The 19,274-nt window shown below is 40.9% G+C and carries 15 protein-coding genes; 12 read left to right on the top strand and 3 right to left on the bottom strand.

The genetic code is table 11. The features are described from left to right. Nucleotides 1-33: 33 nt before the first annotated feature. Nucleotides 34-204 (bottom strand): DUF362 domain-containing protein, encoded by a 171-nt coding sequence (locus bhn_RS13310; protein ID WP_026656525.1) that lies wholly within the window; start codon nucleotides 202-204, stop codon nucleotides 34-36. Nucleotides 205-627: 423 nt separating this feature from the next. Here bhn_RS13310 and nifJ point away from each other — a divergent pair, with 423 nt between their 5' ends. Continuing rightward, entirely contained in the window at nucleotides 628-4,158 is a 3,531-nt protein-coding gene (gene nifJ, locus bhn_RS13305; protein ID WP_071177150.1) for a pyruvate:ferredoxin (flavodoxin) oxidoreductase, read from the top strand. 52 nt (nucleotides 4,159-4,210) lie between these two features. Here nifJ and bhn_RS13300 read toward each other — a convergent pair whose 3' ends face one another. Further along, a complete protein-coding gene (locus bhn_RS13300; protein WP_071177149.1) occupies nucleotides 4,211-5,011 on the bottom strand; it encodes an adaptor protein MecA in 801 nt (266 codons plus the stop codon). Between the two features lie 701 nt (nucleotides 5,012-5,712). On the opposite strand from bhn_RS13300, the gene bhn_RS13295 reads away from it, so the two are divergent. The 6 genes from bhn_RS13295 to bhn_RS13270 are packed head-to-tail and all read left to right on the top strand — an operon-like array spanning nucleotide 5,713 to nucleotide 11,294. Further along, nucleotides 5,713-7,416, top strand: a complete 1,704-nt coding sequence (locus bhn_RS13295; RefSeq protein WP_071177148.1) for a glycosyl hydrolase family 18 protein — start codon at nucleotides 5,713-5,715, stop codon at nucleotides 7,414-7,416. A gap of 4 nt (nucleotides 7,417-7,420) precedes the next feature. Further along, nucleotides 7,421-8,479: an L-threonylcarbamoyladenylate synthase gene (locus bhn_RS13290; protein ID WP_071177147.1), complete on the top strand. Its 1,059-nt coding sequence runs from the start codon at nucleotides 7,421-7,423 to the stop codon at nucleotides 8,477-8,479. A gap of 39 nt (nucleotides 8,480-8,518) precedes the next feature. Further along, complete coding sequence (gene rpiB, locus bhn_RS13285; protein WP_071177146.1) at nucleotides 8,519-8,947, top strand: ribose 5-phosphate isomerase B; 429 nt, start codon at nucleotides 8,519-8,521, stop codon at nucleotides 8,945-8,947. A 16-nt stretch (nucleotides 8,948-8,963) separates the two neighbouring features. Further along, nucleotides 8,964-9,593: a uracil phosphoribosyltransferase gene (upp, locus tag bhn_RS13280; RefSeq protein ID WP_071177145.1), complete on the top strand. Its 630-nt coding sequence runs from the start codon at nucleotides 8,964-8,966 to the stop codon at nucleotides 9,591-9,593. Between the two features lie 24 nt (nucleotides 9,594-9,617). Continuing rightward, complete coding sequence (locus tag bhn_RS13275; protein WP_071177144.1) at nucleotides 9,618-10,100, top strand: deoxycytidylate deaminase; 483 nt, start codon at nucleotides 9,618-9,620, stop codon at nucleotides 10,098-10,100. A 12-nt stretch (nucleotides 10,101-10,112) separates the two neighbouring features. Then, nucleotides 10,113-11,294, top strand: a complete 1,182-nt coding sequence (locus tag bhn_RS13270; RefSeq protein WP_071177143.1) for a cell wall hydrolase — start codon at nucleotides 10,113-10,115, stop codon at nucleotides 11,292-11,294. A gap of 2 nt (nucleotides 11,295-11,296) precedes the next feature. On the opposite strand, the gene bhn_RS13265 is transcribed toward bhn_RS13270, so the two are convergent. Continuing rightward, on the bottom strand, nucleotides 11,297-11,776 hold the full coding sequence (locus bhn_RS13265; protein WP_071177142.1) for a DUF402 domain-containing protein: 480 nt from the start codon (nucleotides 11,774-11,776) through the stop codon (nucleotides 11,297-11,299). A 52-nt stretch (nucleotides 11,777-11,828) separates the two neighbouring features. Here bhn_RS13265 and bhn_RS13260 point away from each other — a divergent pair, with 52 nt between their 5' ends. The 5 genes from bhn_RS13260 to bhn_RS13240 are packed head-to-tail and all read left to right on the top strand — an operon-like array spanning nucleotide 11,829 to nucleotide 19,251. Further along, nucleotides 11,829-14,390, top strand: a complete 2,562-nt coding sequence (locus tag bhn_RS13260) for a hypothetical protein (protein WP_071177141.1) — start codon at nucleotides 11,829-11,831, stop codon at nucleotides 14,388-14,390. Between the two features lie 3 nt (nucleotides 14,391-14,393). Next, entirely contained in the window at nucleotides 14,394-17,498 is a 3,105-nt protein-coding gene (locus tag bhn_RS13255) for a glycoside hydrolase family 2 TIM barrel-domain containing protein (RefSeq protein WP_071177140.1), read from the top strand. A gap of 25 nt (nucleotides 17,499-17,523) precedes the next feature. After that, complete coding sequence (locus tag bhn_RS13250) at nucleotides 17,524-17,817, top strand: hypothetical protein (RefSeq protein ID WP_071177139.1); 294 nt, start codon at nucleotides 17,524-17,526, stop codon at nucleotides 17,815-17,817. Nucleotides 17,818-17,831: 14 nt separating this feature from the next. Continuing rightward, entirely contained in the window at nucleotides 17,832-18,614 is a 783-nt protein-coding gene (locus bhn_RS13245; RefSeq protein ID WP_071177138.1) for a histidine phosphatase family protein, read from the top strand. Then, on the top strand, nucleotides 18,595-19,251 hold the full coding sequence (locus tag bhn_RS13240) for an HAD family hydrolase (protein WP_083385998.1): 657 nt from the start codon (nucleotides 18,595-18,597) through the stop codon (nucleotides 19,249-19,251). Before bhn_RS13245 ends, bhn_RS13240 begins: the two co-directional genes overlap by 20 nt. Nucleotides 19,252-19,274 lie beyond the last annotated feature (23 nt).

The following is a 19,274-nucleotide window of genomic DNA, read 5'->3' as shown; positions in this document are numbered from 1 at the left end:
AACTACACCTTTTGTTATTTCTGTTGATTGTACTCAACCCTGTGTGATAGCACCAACAGGACACTGAGCTGCGCAAGAACCGCAGTCGATGCATGTGTTAGCGTCAATAACGAACTGTGAGTCTCCCTGAGAAATAGCTGAAACAGGGCACTGTGCAGCGCATGAACCGCAGCTAATGCAACCATCATTAATAACGTATGCCATAATAAATCTCCTTCCACTATTTGTTTTAGAATAATAAATGTAACAAAAACAGACTGGCTTTGCCGTTACCAATCTTTGATACAAAGTTATCATATAATACTGATACTTATTTATCAATACTTTTAACGAAAACTTTTATCAGATGAAATCATTAAATAAGTATAAATTGCGTGACAATACCCGTAAAAACGATATGTGTAAGCGCTTACACAAAATGGCTTCAAAGCCTTGAAAACATTGACACGAGTGCACTTTAAGTGGTACTATTGAAATCGGCAGAATAAGAGTAAAAGTCTCCGTCACATCTGATTTTTCATGGGAGGAAAAGAGTGTGACTGGAATTTTTGCGCTATTTCAAAGGTTTTCTATACAATTTAATATAAAAAGCCAAACAATCCAATAAAAAAGGTAGGAGGAAACAAAATGGCAAGAAACATGAAAACCATGGACGGTAACGAAGCAGCTGCATATGCTTCATATGCGTTTACTGAAGTTGCCGCTATGTACCCGATTACACCATCATCTGTTATGCCTGAGCATGTAGATGAATGGGCAACAGCTGGAAAGAAGAATATTTTCGGCCGTACAGTTCAGATTACAGAGATGCAGTCTGAAGCCGGTGCAGCAGGTGCTGTACACGGATCACTTGTAGTAGGTGCTCTTACATCTACATACACAGCTTCTCAGGGACTTCTTCTTATGATCCCTGATATCTACAAGATTGCTGGTGAGAGACTTCCTGGCGTATTCAATGTATCAGCTCGTTGCGTAGCTTCTCATGCCCTCAATATCTTCGGCGATCACTCAGATGTATATGCTTGCCGACAGACAGGTGCTGCAATGCTTTGCGACTCAAGCGTACAGGAGGTTATGGACTTAACACCTGTTGCATACTGTGCAGCAATCGAAGGAAGAATTCCTTTCATTAACTTCTTTGATGGTTTCCGTACATCACATGAAATTCAGAAGATTGAGGTTTGGGATTACAAGGATCTCGATGAGATGGTTAACCACGATGCAATTGATGCATTCAAGGCTAACGCTCTTAATCCAAATCATCCATGCCAGATGGGCTCAGCTCAGAACCCTGATATCTTCTTCCAGACAAGAGAAGCTTGTAACACTGGTTACAATGAGCTTCCTGATATTGTTCAGAAGTACATGGACAAGGTTAATGCTAAGATTGGTACAGACTACAAGCTCTTCAACTACTATGGTGATCCTAATGCAGAAGTAGTTATCGTAGCTATGGGTTCTGTAAATGATACTATCGAAGAGACAATCGATTACCTCGAGCAGCAGGGCAAGAAGGTTGGTGTAGTAAAGGTAAGACTTTACAGACCATTCTCAGCTAAGGCTCTCGTTGATGCTATCCCTGCATCAGTTAAGAGAATCGAAGTTCTTGATAGAACTAAGGAGCCTGGATCATATCGTGAGCCTCTTGCTCTTGATGTTATCGCAGCTCTTAAGGGAACAAAGTTCGAGTCAGTTCCAGTATTCTGTGGACGTTATGGACTTGGTTCAAAAGATACAACTCCAGCACAGATCGTTGCTGTATTTAATAACGACAAGAAGGAAGAGTTCACAATCGGTATCGAGGATGATGTAACAAATCTTTCACTTGATGTAGGTGCTCCTCTTGTTACAACTCCAGAAGGAACAACAAACTGTAAGTTCTGGGGACTTGGTGCTGACGGTACTGTTGGTGCTAACAAAAACTCAATCAAGATCATTGGTGATAACACAGACATGTATGCTCAGGCATACTTTGACTATGATTCAAAGAAGTCTGGTGGTGTTACAATGTCTCACCTTAGATTTGGTAAGAAGCCTATCAAGTCAACTTACCTCATCAAGAAGGCTGACTTCGTAGCTTGCCACAACCCTTCATACATCCGCAAGTTCAACATGGTTCAGGAACTTGTTGATGGTGGATCATTCCTTCTCAACTGCCCTTGGACAGTAGATCAGCTTGAAACTGAGATCCCTGGACAGGTTAAGAAGTTCATGTACGATCACAAGATCAACTTCTACATCATGAACGGTTCTAAGATCGGTGTTGAAGTTGGTATGGGACCTACAAGAATCAATACAATCCTTCAGTCAGCATTCTTCAACATCACAAAGATCATTCCTGAAGAAGATGCTATCAAGTTCATGAAGGATGCAGCGCAGAAGACATACGGCCGTAAGGGTGAAGATGTCGTTAAGAAGAACTGGGATGCTATTGATGCTGGTGCAGATCCTAAGAACCTTATCAAGGTTGAGATCCCTGAGTCTTGGAAGGATGCTAAGGACGAAGGACTTGACTTCAAGAAGGCAGAAGGCTCTAGAAAGAATGTTATTGACTTCGTTAACAACATCCAGTCTAAGGTTAATGCTCAGGAAGGTAACACACTTAAGGTATCTGATTGTCTTCCATATGTTGATGGTGCTACACCTTCAGGATCAGCTGCATACGAGAAGAGAGGTATCGCAGTTAACGTTCCTAAGTGGGATGCTACAACATGTATCGGATGTGGATTCTGCTCACTTGTATGTCCACACGCTGCAATCAGAACAGTAGCTCTTACAGACGATGAGATCGCTAAGGCTCCAGAAGGACTTCAGACAAAGCCACTTGCTGGAATGGATGGATATAAGTATTCAGTTGTTATTTCTGCTCTTGACTGTACAGGTTGCGGATCTTGCGCAAATGTATGTCCTGGTAATAACAAGGGCGAGACACTCAAGATGGGTGCTATCGCAGCTAATAAGGATGAGCAGAAGTACTTCGACTATGCTGTGACACTTCCTATCAAGGAAGACGTTGTTGCTAAGTTCGGCGAAGGCTCAATCAAGGGCTCACAGTTCAAGCAGCCACTCCTTGAGTTCTCAGGCGCTTGCGCAGGTTGTGGTGAGACACCTTATGTTAAACTTGTTACTCAGCTCTTTGGTGACAGAATGTACGTTGCAAACGCTACAGGATGTACATCAATCTGGGGTAACTCTTCACCATCAACACCTTACACTGTAAATGCTAAGGGACAGGGTCCTGCATGGGATAACTCACTGTTCGAGGATAACGCAGAGTTTGGTATGGGTATGGTACTTGCTCAGAACGCACTCCGTGATGCAATCAAGGAGAAGGTTGAAGAGATCGTAGCTGCTGGCGGATCTGCTAAGGATGCTGCTCAGAAGTGGCTTGATACATTCAATGTTGGCTCTGAGAACACAGCTGCTACAGAGGCTCTTGTTGAGGCTCTTAAGGGCGACAGCTCAGATGCAGCTAAGTATGTAATTAAGAATAAAGACTTTGCTGCTAAGAAGTCACAGTGGATCTTCGGTGGTGACGGATGGGCATTTGATATCGGATTCGGTGGTCTCGATCACGTACTTGCATCTGGTAAGGATGTCAACGTTCTCGTTGTAAACACAGAGGTTTACTCAAATACAGGTGGTCAGTCTTCAAAGGCTACTCCTACAGGTGCTGTTGCACAGTTCGCTGCAGGTGGTAAAGAGATCAAGCAGAAAGATCTTGCTTCTATCGCAATGAGCTATGGTTATGTATATGTTGCACAGATCGCAATGGGTGCAAATATGCAGCAGACAATCAATGCAATCAAAGAAGCTGAGGCATATCCAGGACCTTCACTTATCATCGCTTATGCACCATGTATCAACCAGGGTCTTAAGGCTGGTATGAACAAGGTTATGGACGAAGAGAAGAAGGCTGTTGCTACAGGATACTGGGATATGTTCAGATTTAATCCTCAGGCAGAGAACAAGTTCACACTTGATTCTAAGCCAGCTACAGAAGACTTCCAGAGCTTCCTTGATGGTGAGGTTAGATACCTTTCACTTAAGCTCAAGAATCCTGAGAGAGCTGCAGAACTTAACGCTAAGGCTGCAGAGCATGCTAAGGAACACAGAGCTTATCTCGAGAAACTCGTTAGCCTCTACGGCAAGAACTAATAACAAAATAAAAAGGACCGGTTCGAAAGAACCGGTCCATTTTTTGCAATGATCAAATTTTTGAAAGAGACTGAACTGCGTTATCTTTAATAACTATTGTGTAATGCTCGTCAAGATATTGCTGCTCTGCAGTGCTTCCAATCTCTGTTTTGCCATACTCGGTAAGAACTGAGCAGATATTGGCGAAGATATTATCTTCTATTTCACCCTGATGAAGTATCAGATAAAACTTTCCGCTTACTTCATTCTTGTATAGTGTATTCAAACCATTGAATTTCCTGCTGACTATATGAGAAAATCTCATAACCTCGTGAAGAGAATCAAATGAGAATATTCTCGAACCTTTTCTGCTAGGCTGTCCCTTTTTTCGAGTGCCAGATGTTTTTTCTTTGACTTTCTTGGCATCAGATGAAGGAGCTCCCATAGGTGAATCCAGGAAGTCTGCCATGTTGCTATGCTGGAGTCTCTTGAAGAGGCTTGAAACGTCTTCGTCTTCGTCCTCATCATAGCTGTCATCTTCGTAGTCGTCGTAATCATCATCCTCGTCATCATCTTCCTCATGGACAGATGGTGCGAAATTTGAAAAACGAGTATCTAACTCTTCTGGATCCTCGACTTTGGTAATGATGAGTACAATACATTCTGAATTGATAGGAATTGCTTCTATCATAAGAGGAGTATCTTCGGCATCAAAACCATATTCTAAATTGGCCTGCTGCATCATGTCCTGAAAAAGCTCTTTGGCTTTGTCAGTTCCATAAGCAAGCTCAGTGATTTTTAGGTCGCGCTTCGCAAGGTCATCTCTGGTAAGAGTGCATCTAATCTGGTGATCATTGACTTTTTCAATTTTCATAATGCTCACCTCCTGACTTTGGAATACATAGATACTAAGTTATACATGTATCTATGTCAATAGATGTATCGACATATTTTAATATTTTTTGATGTGCCTATGTCATCTTAAGGAAATCTTAAGAAAATTCGTAGGTAATTCTTAAGATTTGTATGCTAACATAGGTTCTTGTGAGATGCCTCTCCAATGTGTGAATCGTGAAGGGAGGCGATCGGTAATAGCATAAGGGAATTTAAACGTCTATTTTTTCAATTTTTCTGTGGCCTATCACAGAATGTCTTACAATAGTTTCTTTTTAAATCCCCCTAAATAACATCAAACATATTTTTGAGCATTAACATTTTTTAGTTATTATTGTGTATTAATTATACCATATTTTGTGCGCTCTTAAGGGCATAAGATAGTAGATTCGGCGCAGGTATCTCGCAGAAATTAAATAATGTCAAAATCTGAAGGAGCAACTTAAGGCTGTTGCAAGGAATTGTCACAAAAAAAGACCTTTTGGCCGTCTTCAGATCATATTTGGCTATAAAAATCCTTAAAAAACATCAATTGAATTATTGAAGAGGACCCCGCCTTGGACATACACAAGAATGTTAAAGGATAATAGCTAAAAAGGCATAATGTGATTAATTCCGATAAAGTCTTTAACGAATGAGGAATTATGATATAATAAAGGGCGATTGTAAAGGAGCTAGAACATGAAAAAAAAGGTGATTCCAGCGCTTATTATAATCGCCCTTATTTTTGTTATGGGTGGTATATATGCGCTTCAGCTTTTACAAAAACACTATGCATATAGTACAGAAAGAGCTGATCTTAACGACTACTTTAGCATTACATCAGACACTGATGTTGCAATTATCTATGGAGATGAGATGCTTGCAGAAAGAGCATTCCTCCTGGATGGAACATATTATCTTGATTTTGATTCAGTACAGGATTATCTCAATGATAGATTTTATTATGGAGTGCAGGATGGAAAACTTATCTATACAACTGCATCCAGGATCATCACAACTGAGATAGGATCAACCTCCTGGTATGACTCAGAGGGAGAAAACGGAGATGAAGGATATGTCATCGCCAAGATGAACGGCGATACACTCCTTGTGGCGCTTGATTATGTCAAGAAGTTCACTAATTTCTCATATGCCGGATATACAGAACCTAATCATATTCAGATCACAACAAGCTGGGACGACCAGCAGGTGGCTACAGTCAAGAAGGATACTCAGCTCAGAATCCGCGGAGGAGTTAAGAGCGAGATCTTGGAGGATCTTCACAAGGACGATACTGTAGTTGTTCTTGAAGAGATGGAGAACTGGGTTAAGGTTAAGAGTCCGGACTCATATATCGGTTACGTTGAAAAGAAAAAGTTAAGCGATATAACAACAAAAAGTCCTATTCCAGTGACAGATTATGTAGAAGAGGAATATACATCTCTTACAAGAGACCACAAGATCAACCTTGGCTTCCATAATATTGGAGGGCCAGCTGGTAACGATACTCTTTCAAGTGTAGTGTCATCAGCTAAGGGACTTAACGTTATTTCTCCTACATGGATCAAGCTTTCAAGTGAAGATGGCAGTATCAAGAGCTTTGCTTCATCCTCTTATGTAAATACAGCGCATAGCATGGGCATGGAAGTTTGGGTACTTGTAGATAACTTTACAAGCGGCAACGATGTATCAACTGGACAGATGATGGGAAGTGCAACAGCAAGAGCTAACTTTATCAGCAATGTAATAAATGAAGTAACAGCTTGCGGCGCAGATGGAGTGAACTTTGACTTTGAGCTTATTGCTACAGAAGATGGACAGTCATATGTAGAGCTTGTCCGTGAGCTTTCAATTGCATGTCGCAAAGCAGGACTCGTACTTTCAATAGATAACTACGTACCTATGAATTTCAATGATCATTATGATCTTGAAGAGCAGGGAACAGTAGCTGACTATGTGGTTATCATGGGATATGATGAGCATTATGCTGGTTCATCAGAAGCTGGTTCAGTTGCTTCATTGTCATATGTAGAAAATGGTATCATTAACACCCTAAAAGAAGTTGATGCTTCAAAGGTGATCAACGCAGTGCCTTTCTACACTAGAATATGGCACACTTCAAATGGCAGCCTTTCAAGTGAAGCTGTCAGCATGAAGACTGCGCAGGAATATATAGCAAATCATCAGATCAGCATGGAATGGGATGCTGAGGCAGGACAGAATTATGGTGAATACACATCTTCAGATGGAACACTCAATCAGATCTGGAATGAAGATGTAACATCCATCGGACAGAAAATCGATTCCATGAAGGCACACAACATCGCTGGAATTGCTGAGTGGTCACTTGGCATGGAAACAAGTGATGTGTGGGATGTGATTGCAGGCTTTACCGAGGGATAAAAAATTGGAAACAGAAGTATTAGTTGTAAAAGAAAATAATATAGATGATAAGGCTCTGGAAGGCATCAAAAGAGCCGGAGAGATCATCAAAAAAGGCGGGCTTGTAGCTTTCCCTACTGAGACTGTATATGGTCTTGGAGGAGATGGCCTTAATCCCGAATCTTCCAAGAAAATCTACGCTGCTAAGGGTAGACCATCAGACAATCCTCTTATAGTACATGTTTCAAACATGGAGGATGTCAAAGATATAGTAAAAGAGGTACCAGATAGCGCCATTAAGTTGGCAAACGCCTTTTGGCCAGGACCTCTTACAATGATCATGAACAAAAATGACAGGGTGCCATATGAGACAACAGGTGGACTTGATACAGTTGCCATCAGAATGCCTAACAACAAGATCGCACTTGCTCTGATCGAGGCATCAGGCGGATATATAGCTGCTCCAAGCGCAAATATATCAGGAAGACCTAGTCCTACACTAGCCAAGTATTGCGAAGAGGATCTTTCAGGCAAGATAGAGATGATAATTGATGGAGGTCAGGTTGGAATTGGACTTGAATCTACCATAGTAGATCTGACGTCTGAAATTCCAATGATCTTGAGACCAGGTTATATCACAGCGGAGATGCTAAAGGATGTGCTTGGTGAGATAAGTATTGATAAGACAATAATAGATTCATCATCTACCGAGCGTCCTAAGGCACCTGGAATGAAGTATAGACACTATGCCCCAAAGGGAGAGCTTACTATCATACAGGGCGATCAGGATAAGGTTGTGAGCTTTATCAATTCCAAGGCAAAAGAGGCTAAGGCTGCAGGCAAAAAGGTCGGAGTTATCGGAACAGATGCTACAAAAGGGCTTTATGAAGCAGATGTAGTCAAGAGCGTTGGAAATAGGGAAGATGAAAGTACTATTGCTCATGAACTTTTCAAGGTTCTTAGAGAATTTGATGATGAACAGATAGATATCATGTATTCAGAGTCTTTTGATGACAGCGGAATTGGTCAGGCTATCATGAACAGGCTTTTGAAGGCAGCAGGTCACAATGTTATAACACTCTAAATTGAGTTGTATTATAATAGGATAAGGAAGGTACTAGAAATGATAGCATTAGCAAGTGATCATGGCGGATTTGATCTCAAAGCGGCAGTGATCAAGCACCTCGAAGAGAGGGGACTTGAGTACAAAGACTTTGGTACATATGACAAGAATTCCTGTGATTATCCAGATTTTGGAAGAGCGGCTGCAGAGGCTGTAGCACAGGGAGTGTGTGATAGAGGAATCGTTATCTGCACAACTGGAATTGGCATCTCAATTGTTGCCAACAAGGTTAGGGGAATCAGATGTGCTCTTTGCTCTGAGAAGACATCTGCAAGACTTACAAGAGAGCATAATGATGCGAATATGCTAGCTATGGGGGGAGGAATGATCGGCGAAGTTCAGGCACTTGAAATAGTTGATACATTCCTTGATACACCATTTTCAGAAATGGAAAAGCATAGTCGCAGAATTAAAAAAATAGAAGAATAATTTTTAGGAGGTAGCTATGGGAAAAGTAGTTATTATGGATCATCCACTGATTCAGCACAAGATTGGATACATTAGAAGGACAGATACAGGTACAAAGGATTTTAGACAGACTATCAGCGAGATCGCTATGCTTATCTGCTATGAAGCAACTAGAGATCTTCAGCTTCAGGACGTTGAGATAGAGACACCTATCTGCAAGACAACTGTTAAGGAACTTAAGGGAAGAAAGCTCTGCGTAGTTCCTATCTTAAGAGCTGGTCTTGGTATGGTAGATGGTATGCTTGCTCTTATTCCAGCAGCTAAGGTTGGACACATTGGTCTTTACAGAGACCCTGAGACACTTAAGCCAGTAGAGTACTACTGCAAGATGCCTGCTGACATTACAGAAAGAGAAATATTTGTAGTAGATCCTATGCTTGCTACAGGCGGATCATCAGTTGCTGCAATTCAGATGCTCAAGGACAGAGGATGCAAGCACATTCATTTCCTTTGCATCATTGCAGCTCCAGAGGGACTCAAGGAAATGCAGGAGTCACATCCAGATGTTGACGTATATGTTGGATCACTTGATGAGAGACTCAATGAGCATGGATATATCGTACCTGGTCTTGGAGATGCTGGAGACAGAATCTTTGGAACAAAGTAATATTCATGTGACAGGGGGTGCAGCATGAAGAGAGAAGATTACATAACATGGGATGAGTACTTCATGGGTGTTGCCAAGCTTGCTGCTATGAGATCCAAGGATCCCAACACTCAGGTTGGAAGCTGTATCGTCAGCGAGGACAATAATATTCTTTCCATGGGATATAATGGCTTTCCAAAGGGATGTTCAGATGAGGACTTCCCATGGGAAAGAGATGGTGAAGACGAGCTGTCTACCAAATATCCTTTTGTGACACACAGTGAGCTCAATGCGATCTTAAACTATCGCGGCGGTAGCCTGGTGGGTTCCAAGATATATGTATCTCTTTTCCCTTGTAATGAATGCGCCAAAGCCATAATACAAGCTGGAATTAAGACTGTTGTTTATGATAGCGATAAGTATAGTTCATCTGCATCAACAAGAGCCTCCAAGAGGATGTTTGATGCGGCAGGAGTAAGATATTATCAGTATCAGCCTAGTGGTAGAAATATAAAGATTACTATTTAATAAACAGAGCCTATGAGAAAAAGAGGGGTAAGGGGAAAAACAATTAAATATTTTAAGGGAGCTATTCTCTTTGTTGTTTCTATAGCTCTTTTGCTAAGACCATTACCCGTAATGGCTACACAGACCACCAAGCAACAGCTTGAGGAGGCAAAAGAGAAAAAGAAACAATCTCAGAATGAGCTTGATAACACCAAAGAAAACATAGCTGAGATGAATGAGGAGAAATCTTCACTTCAGGGACAGCTCAATACACTTAACAATCAGCTGACAGAGGTTAGTAATAATCTTGCAGAGATTGAAGAGCAGATTGGTGACAAGGAAAACGAGATCGAGAACACTCAGACGGAGCTTGCAGCTGCCAAGACAACAGAAGAGCAGCAGTATGCTTCTATGAAGAAGAGGGTTCAGTTCATATATGAGAAGCAGAATTTCATGCTTCTTGATATGCTTTTGGGAGCTACGAGTTTCTCAGGTTTTCTTAATCAGAACAATTACGTTGAGAGCTTATCAGCTTATGACAGGCAGAAGTTTCAGGAATATATTGAGACTAGAAAGCTTATCGAGGAAAAAGAGAAGACCTTAGAAGAAGAGATGGATCAGCTTGAGGAATATCAGGTCAAGCAGCAGGCTGAACAGAGTCGTGTTAATGGGCTTGTAAGTCAGACCTCAGGATCTATCAAACAGTATGCCAATGATATTTCTGATGCGGAAGCCAAGGCGGAAGAGCTGGAAGAACAGATCAAAGCTCAGGAAAATGACATTAAGAATCTTGAAGCTAAGCTTGCAGAGGAAATGAGATTATCCAAATTGGCAGCTTCTTCAAGTTGGAGAGATATTTCAGAAGTCAGTTTTGCTGAAGGAGATAGATATCTTTTAGCTAACCTTATATACTGTGAGGCAGGAGCTGAGCCTTATGAAGGCAAGGTAGCCGTTGGAGCAGTAGTTATTAACAGGGTGCTTAGTTCTGTATATCCTGATACTGTTGTTGGGGTTATCTATCAGAACAAGCAGTTTTCACCTGTTGCCAGTGGAAGACTGGCACTTGCCCTCGCGGAAGGCAAAGCGTCAGCATCCTGCTATCAGGCTGCAGATGAAGCCATGAAGGGCTATTCAAACGTCGGATCATGTGTTTATTTTAGAACTCCGGTTCCGGGTCTTTCTGGAACTACTATAGGAGGTCATGTATTTTACTAATATCAGTCAGTATATTTTCGGATTGGCTGAGTAAGCGATTCAATTCCATGATCGTAGATTTCTGTGAGGAGTCTGTTCAATGAGAGCAGACTCTTTTTAAGAAGAGTATTATCTATGAGCCCTTTTTCGAAGGCTTCTGATAATTCATCGAGGTCAACAACTTTGACCTTGCCGTCTGGATAGATGATCACGTCTGCCAGAAGGTCGATAGTATAGAGTATATTTGTTTCTTCATCGTAGTCATAGGTGACTACATCGCAGTACCAATAATGCAGTGAGCCATCAGATTTGATAAATTTGCTCACTTTTATGCCGCGGTCGAGGTAATAGCATGAATATCCGCTTGAGAAATCTTCTTTTGCCCGGATAGCAGACCATTTAGTAACGATCATAGAATCTGTACGCTCTAGGATGATGTCATCTTTTAATTCAAAGCACTCATCCGGGATAAAGCGTTTACGATAGAGAACGGGATTTTTCATAATAAAATCCTCCTTTGAAAAATCTTACTATTATTAAAATTGAAAGTCAATTATGCGCGAAAGATCAGTAAAATTAACAATATTAAAAACTGTATACGCAATTTTGGTGTTTGTTCTTGCGCTTTTTGTCATCAGCAAGCTTTCCAATGGGGATAATGCTGACATGACTGCCAAGATGCCTTCAGCGACCCTTCCTGTAGTAACTCTTATTAACGGAGATCAGGAAGTTAACCCTATGCACGGATATCTTTCAGATGTTGATGTTAACTACCAGAGAGGCTCTGTGTTCCCAATTGGCCAGGATAGAACTCTTAAATACAAGATCAATACCTTTGGAGAGACTGTTTGGAATATCAGCTTTGAAGTCAGGAGTATAGACGGCAAGGGACTCGTCGAGAATACAAGTATTACTGACTATGTAGAGTCAAGTGATGCTATCACAGGAACTATCCAGATAAAGGACCTGATCACACTTGGAAATGAATATGTTCTTGTGTTTGTTATGGAAACAAATAGTGGAAAAGCCAAGTATTATACGAGATTTGTGTGGACAGAGGATGACAGCAGATACAATCTCGATAAAGAACTTTCCTTTGTACTTGGTTTTTCAAATGCTACCTTCAATAAGACTGAGGCTAAGGAATACTCTAAATATCTTGAGTCTAATTCAGAAGGTGATAACACAACCTTTAGTAAAGTAGATATTCATAGTAGTTTTAATCAGGTTACATGGGGAGATCTTAATATCACAAAACACACAACTCCGGATGTGTATGTGACAGATATTCATGGCCAGACAGGAAGCTTTGAACTACAGTACAGAGTTATATTAAAGGATAGTTCGGTCACCAAAACATACAATGTGTGCGAATATTTTAGAGTCAGATTTACATCGGACAGAATATATCTTTTAAACTATGAAAGAACGATGGACTATATCTTCGACTCAGGCTCATATTCAATAGGTTCTAATACCATCAACCTTGGAATATCAGATCCTGATATTGAACTTGTAGAGAGCAGCAGTGGAAGTACCTTTGCTTTTGTGAGCCAGAACAGGTTGTATTCCTTTAACCATGCAGAAAATAAGCTTGCTTATCTGTTTGGCTTTTATGATACAGATAATGATGATATCAGGACCAGATGGAACAGACACGTTATCAAGATATTAAATGTGGATGAAGCTGGGAATGTAAAGTTTGCAGTTGCAGGTTACATGAACAGAGGCCTGCATGAAGGCAGAGTGGGAATCGCGGTTTACGATTACAATGCCTCTTTAAATTCAGTTGAAGAGGAAGCATTTATCGAGAGCACAAGGAGCGCGGAGATCCTCACAAGCTATATTGATGAGCTTGCCTATGTGAGCAATAGTAATATCTTTTACTGCATGCTTGATCAGAATATCTATGAGATAGACCTTATTGATAAGGAATCCAAGTCTGTTGTAGATGATATAGGCGCAGGACAGTACAAGATATCAGATTCAAAAAGAGTTATCGCATGGCAGAGCAGCGACTTAAAGAGCCTTAATGTGATGAACCTCAACACCAGAGCGGTGTCTGAGATTGAGGCAGAAAAAGGTGATTTCATAATCCTTTTGGGATTCATGGGAGAGGACCTTATCTATGGAGTTGTTCACTCTGACGATGTATTAAACGATCAGATGGGTAATCCGATCTATGCAATGTATTCACTTAGGATTGTTGATGTAGAAGGAAATGTTCTTGAGAATTATAGCCCTGATGGAGTTTACATAACCGGAATAACAATAAACGACAATCAGCTTAAGATCAGCAGAGTGGTCAAGAATGCAGAAGGTACAGAATATGAGAGCACCTATGATGATCAGATCATGAACACACTTGAAGTTCATGGCGGTAGCAATGTAGTTACCGTGGCTTCTGTTGATGTATTTGAAAAGATAGTTCAGATCACGACCAAGAATGAGATCAAGACCAAGCAGCTTAGAGTTTTGACTCCTTATCAGACTCTGTTTGAGGGAGATAGGAATGTTGTTGTTGATATAGAAAGAAATCCTGACAGCAATCCATTCTATTATGTTTATGATCTTGATGGAGACGTAAGAGTTTATTCTGATCCTTCAAGTGCAGTACTTGATGCTTACGATGCTCCAGGCATTGTATTGGGAGATAATAATAGATATGTTTGGGTTAAGGGTAATCTCTCAAGATCAAATCAGATAATGGCAATCACTCGAAATGCAGAGAGTTATGATGACATGACATCAAATAGCCCTGTGGCAGTATGTCTTGATCTGATATTACAGTTTAATGGAACGAACCGAGATGTAGAAGGTATGTTAGAGAGCGGCGCGGGAGCGATGACTATTTTGCAGAGTTCCCTGGCAGAAGCAAAGGTTCTGGACCTTGATAAATGTCCATTATCAGCTATGCTCTATTATGTTAATCAGGATATTCCTGTTATGGCTCTTTTGAACAACGGAGATGCTATGCTGATCCTGGGATTCAATGAACTCAATACAGTATTACTTGATCCAAAAACAGGTCAGGTCTACAAGTACGGAATGAAGGATTCCGAGGAGTTGTTTGAAAATAACGGTAATCATTTTATTACATATATTACGGAGGATTAACTTATGGGAAGCTTTAACTATCAAAATGTAAAGAACCCCGAATTTTTCAAGGAAGGAGTGCTACCAGCTCATTCAGATCATAGAGCATATGGTTCAGATGATGAATTAACAGAGGGTGTAAGCTCACTTGAACTTTCACTTAATGGACTTTGGAAATTTCACTATGCCAGAAATTATGGCTCAGTAATTCCTGGCTTTGAAAAGGAAGATTATAACTGCAATATCTGGGATGATATTCATGTGCCAGCTCACATTCAGATGGAAGGTTATGATATTCCAGCATATATCAACACTCAGTATCCATGGGATGGACACGAGGACATCTGGCTTGGCGAGGTTCCTGAGAAGTTCAATCCAGTGGCAAGCTATGTTAAGTATTTTGAACTTCCTGCCAATTGGGAGGGAAAAGAAGTACATGTAGTATTTGACGGCGTGGAAAGCGGATATGCTCTTTGGCTTAATGGAAGCTATGTGGGTTACAGCGAGGATACTTTCACACCTTCAGAATTTGACCTTACTCCATTTATAAAGAGTGGTCTCAACAAGCTGGCTGTCCAGGTATTTAAATGGACTGCAGGAAGCTGGATGGAGGACCAGGATTTCTTTAGATTTTCAGGTATCTACAGAAATGTATTCTTAAGACTTGTTCCAGATGCACATCTTGAGGACCTTAAGGTCAGAACTATCTTAAATGACGAGTTTACAGAGGCTGAGCTTGAAGTAACACTTAAGCTTGGTAAGAGCACAGGTACAACAGACTATGTGCTTCTTAGAAATAATCACCCTGTTGTTAAGGGAACAGTTAATAACGCAGAAGAAGTTGTGATTTCTGAAAAGGTTATGGATCCTATTCTTTGGAGCGCTGAAGACCCACAGCTTTATCAGCTTCTTTTACATGTAAATAATGCTTCAGGAGAAAATACTGAGGTTATTAGACAGAACGTAGGATTCCGCCGCTTTGAGATGAAGGACGGGCTTATGCTCATCAATGGTAAGAGAATCGTATTTAAGGGCGTAAACAGACACGAATTCTCATGTGATGTAGGTAGAGTAGTTTCTGATGAGGATACTCTTAAGGATATCATCACAATGAAAAAGAATAATATCAACGCTATCAGAACAAGTCATTACCAGAACTCAGCCCGTCTCTATGAACTTTGCGATATCTACGGCCTTTACATGATTGCGGAAAATAACATGGAGACTCACGGAAGTTGGGCTGGATTCCCTAGAGAAAAGCAGGTAGAGATGACACTTCCTGGCAGCAGGGAAGATTGCATGGCTGCAATGCTTGATAGAGTAAATACAACATATCAGCTTGATAAGAACCATCCTTCAGTTCTCATCTGGTCAATTGGTAACGAGTCTCATGGTGGAAAGGTTCCGTTTGAGATGAGTAACCTGTTTAGAAAACTTGATCCAGACAGACTTGTTCACTATGAAGGTGTTTGTCATGATAGAACCTACAATGATACAAGTGATATGGAAAGTCAGATGTATCCTTCAGTAGAGAGCATTGAGAAGTTCCTTAAGGAACATGATGACAAGCCATATATCTGCTGTGAGTACACACACTCAATGGCAAACTCTATTGGTGGTATGTTCAAATACACTGATCTTGCAAACAGAGAGCCACGTTATCAGGGCGGATTTATCTGGGATTATGTAGATCAGGCAATCAGGACCAAGAACTGCTTTGGCGAAGAGTACCAGGCATATGGCGGAGACTTTGGTGAGAGACCTACAGATTATAACTTCAGTGGAAATGGTATCGTAGATAGCCTGCGTCAGCCATACGCCAAGATGCAGGACGTTAAGTTCAACTATCAGGGCCTGGAGGTAATTGTTTTATCAGATAAAGTAAAGGTTATCAACAGAAATCTTTTCACAAATTCAAATGAATATAACTGCGTAGTCATTCTTGAGAGAGATGGAAAGAAGATTGCAGAAAAGCTCATGGCTACAAATGTTGAGCCACTTACAGAAAAAGAGTATGAGCTTCCTGAAGAGATCAGAGCTAAGATGGCGGTTATGCCAACTGGTGTATTTGATGAGAACGGACCATTCCCTCTTGATGAGTATGTTGTAACAGTATCATTCAGACTTCGTGACAAGACATCTTGGGCTGAGGCTGGACATGAAGTAGCATTTGGTCAGGGAGTATTTAGAAAGTCAGCTTCAACTTATGTTTCATGCGCTCCTCTTACAGTAGTTAAGGGACTTTACAATGTTGGTGTAAAGGGAAATCATTTCTCAGTTCTTTTTGCAAGAGATAGAGGCCTTGTATCCTATAACTATGCAGGAAAAGAGCTGATCGAAGCCCTTCCAAGACCAAACTTCTGGAGAGCACCTGTTGATAATGATATGGGTAATGATATGCCACAGAGATATGCTCAGTGGAAGGTTGCAAGCTCATACCTTACAACAAAGATCGTAAAAGAAGAGAGCAATGGTTATGTAAACGGAACACCTGAGGACAGAAGCCAGTATCCTATCATCAATGAAGAGAAAAACAGCGTAAGCCTTACATTTAAGTATTATCTTCCTACAACACCAGCATCTTCTGTTCTTGTGACATACACAGTAACAGGTGATGGAAGAGTATGGATAAAAGAGGAATATGAGCCAGTTAAAGGACTTACTCCAATGCCAGAATTTGGTATGATGTTCAGATTTAACCCAGACTTCAAGAACGTTGAGTACTATGGAAATGGCCCAGAGGAGAACTACGTCGATAGAAATCGCGGAGCAAAGCTTGGTATTTTCAAGACAACAACTACTGATGCCATGGAGAACTATCTTGTTCCTCAGGAAACAGGCAACAGAACTGACGTTAGATGGGCTAAGATCACAGATAGAAAGGGAAGAGGATTGTTATTTGAAGCTCCAGATTCAATGAACTTCAGCGCTCTTCCATATACTCCAGATGAGCTTGAGGCTGCGCAGCATCCTTATGAGCTTCCTAGAGTATTCAAGACAATTGTCAGATGTAGCCTTGTTCAGATGGGTATTGCAGGTGATGACAGCTGGGGAGCTAAGACTCATCCAGAATTCCTGCTTCCAAATGACAAGAAGCTTGAGTTTACAATGAGCTTTAAGGGAATTTAATCATTCAGCAAAGGGAGGACCAAAGATGGAACCAATACACAGCATTGATGCAGAAGATGATCAGTTTGCCTATAGATATGACACACAGCTTCTCATTGACAGAAGAGATAAGGATCTTGATGAAGATGAGATAGCAGATTATATCACTGCTCATTTTGAAGGAAATTCACTTATTGCAGCTGGTGATGAGGATCTTGTTAAAATCCATTTCCATACAAATGAGCCATGGAAGGTGCTCGAATACTGCAATACAGTAGGCGAGATCTATGACATTGTAGTAGAGGATATGATCCGTCAGTCAGCAGGACTTCAGGGCTAAGGGAGTAGTTTGAAATGAAACTTATTTTTATCAGGCATGGAGATCCTGATTATGCACATGACAATCTCACGGATAAAGGTAAGGTAGAGGCAACTCTTTTATCAGAGGATATAGAGAGATACAAGATAGATGATATCTATCTCTCTCCTCTTGGAAGAGCCCAGGCAACAGCTAAGTATAGTATGGACAGGCTTGGCAAGAGCGGAAAGACCTATGACTGGCTCATGGAATTCCCTGCGAAGTTTGATCCAAACTTAAGTGAGACAGCAAGAATGGCTTATGAGAATGAGCTTGTTATTAATAAAGAGACTGGAAAGTATGAAAAGAGGATAATATGGGATCTTCTTCCATCCTATTATAATGAGCATCCTGAATTACTGGATAGAATAGCTTGGAGAGATTCTGAGATTGCTAAAGCATCAGATGCAGTCACAAAGTATGACTATACCGTAGAGTCTTTTGATAAGCTTCTTGCTGAGTATGGATATGTAAGAGACGGACTTATCTACAAAACAGATAATGGTAACGATAAGACAATAGCGTTCTTTTGCCACTATGGAATAACATCGGTCTTACTGTCACATTTGTGGAATATATCACCATTTGTAATGTTCCAGTCAATGGCCACAGCGCCTACATCAGTTACTATGGTTGCCACAGAAGAACGTCAGAAGGGCTTTGTCAGCTTTAGGACACTTAGATGCGGCGATGTTACGCATCTAAATATTGGTAATGAGGAGCCTTCTTTTTCTGCCAGATTCTGCGAGAGGTATGAAAATGATTGGGAAAGACATTAAGGCAGTTCTTTTTGATATGGATGGCACTCTGACAGATACTGAGAAGTACTATCAGCAGGCTTGGCCTAAGGCAATGGCCCACTTTGGGCATGAGATGACAAAAGAGATGACTCTTAGCCTCAGATCCCTTGGAAGGCCGTTTGCACCTCTTCAGTTCAAGGAGTGGTTTGGAGAAGATCTTGACTACTTTGAAGTTCGTGAGTACAGAAGAGGACTTGTTGAAGAGCTTGTAAGGGAGCAAGGAATACCACTTAAGCCTGGTGCCAAGGAGATACTCATCTGGCTTCGTGAAAATGGCATTTTTACAGCACTTGTTACAGCCAATGAATATCCAAGGGCAGAGAGGTATCTAAAGAAGATCGATCTCTTTGGATACTTTGACAAGATCATATGTGCCAATATGGTAGAAAAAGGAAAGCCTGCGCCAGATATCTATGCATTTGCCTGCAAGGAGCTAGGGCTTGATCCGAGTGAGACCTTTGCAGTTGAGGATTCACCAAATGGCGTTCAAAGTGCATATGATGCCGGCTGTAATGTCATTATGGTTCCGGATCTTACGCAGCCAGACGAAGAGTTATCAGGAAAACTGTTTAAAAAACTGGATTCACTTGTGGAAATCAAATCACTATTTGAATAATTTTGTGGATAACACAAAGAAAA

It is taken from the genome of Butyrivibrio hungatei (assembly GCF_001858005.1).
Taxonomy (GTDB): Bacteria; Bacillota; Clostridia; order Lachnospirales; family Lachnospiraceae; genus Butyrivibrio; species Butyrivibrio hungatei.
The sequence above is the reverse complement of the archived record's forward strand: the minus strand, read 5'-3'. Positions and strand labels throughout refer to the sequence as shown.

Excerpts from the sequence above, each read along its gene's own strand:
- bhn_RS13310 (WP_026656525.1), bottom strand. The coding sequence starts at position 204 with ATGGCATACGTTATTAATGATGGTTGCATTAGCTGCGGTTCATGCGCT.
- nifJ (WP_071177150.1), top strand. The coding sequence starts at position 628 with ATGGCAAGAAACATGAAAACCATGGACGGTAACGAAGCAGCTGCATAT.
- bhn_RS13300 (WP_071177149.1), bottom strand. The coding sequence starts at position 5,011 with ATGAAAATTGAAAAAGTCAATGATCACCAGATTAGATGCACTCTTACC.
- bhn_RS13295 (WP_071177148.1), top strand. The coding sequence starts at position 5,713 with ATGAAAAAAAAGGTGATTCCAGCGCTTATTATAATCGCCCTTATTTTT.
- rpiB (WP_071177146.1), top strand. The coding sequence starts at position 8,519 with ATGATAGCATTAGCAAGTGATCATGGCGGATTTGATCTCAAAGCGGCA.
- upp (WP_071177145.1), top strand. The coding sequence starts at position 8,964 with ATGGGAAAAGTAGTTATTATGGATCATCCACTGATTCAGCACAAGATT.
- bhn_RS13275 (WP_071177144.1), top strand. The coding sequence starts at position 9,618 with ATGAAGAGAGAAGATTACATAACATGGGATGAGTACTTCATGGGTGTT.
- bhn_RS13270 (WP_071177143.1), top strand. The coding sequence starts at position 10,113 with ATGAGAAAAAGAGGGGTAAGGGGAAAAACAATTAAATATTTTAAGGGA.
- bhn_RS13265 (WP_071177142.1), bottom strand. The coding sequence starts at position 11,776 with ATGAAAAATCCCGTTCTCTATCGTAAACGCTTTATCCCGGATGAGTGC.
- bhn_RS13260 (WP_071177141.1), top strand. The coding sequence starts at position 11,829 with ATGCGCGAAAGATCAGTAAAATTAACAATATTAAAAACTGTATACGCA.
- bhn_RS13255 (WP_071177140.1), top strand. The coding sequence starts at position 14,394 with ATGGGAAGCTTTAACTATCAAAATGTAAAGAACCCCGAATTTTTCAAG.
- bhn_RS13250 (WP_071177139.1), top strand. The coding sequence starts at position 17,524 with ATGGAACCAATACACAGCATTGATGCAGAAGATGATCAGTTTGCCTAT.
- bhn_RS13245 (WP_071177138.1), top strand. The coding sequence starts at position 17,832 with ATGAAACTTATTTTTATCAGGCATGGAGATCCTGATTATGCACATGAC.
- bhn_RS13240 (WP_083385998.1), top strand. The coding sequence starts at position 18,595 with ATGATTGGGAAAGACATTAAGGCAGTTCTTTTTGATATGGATGGCACT.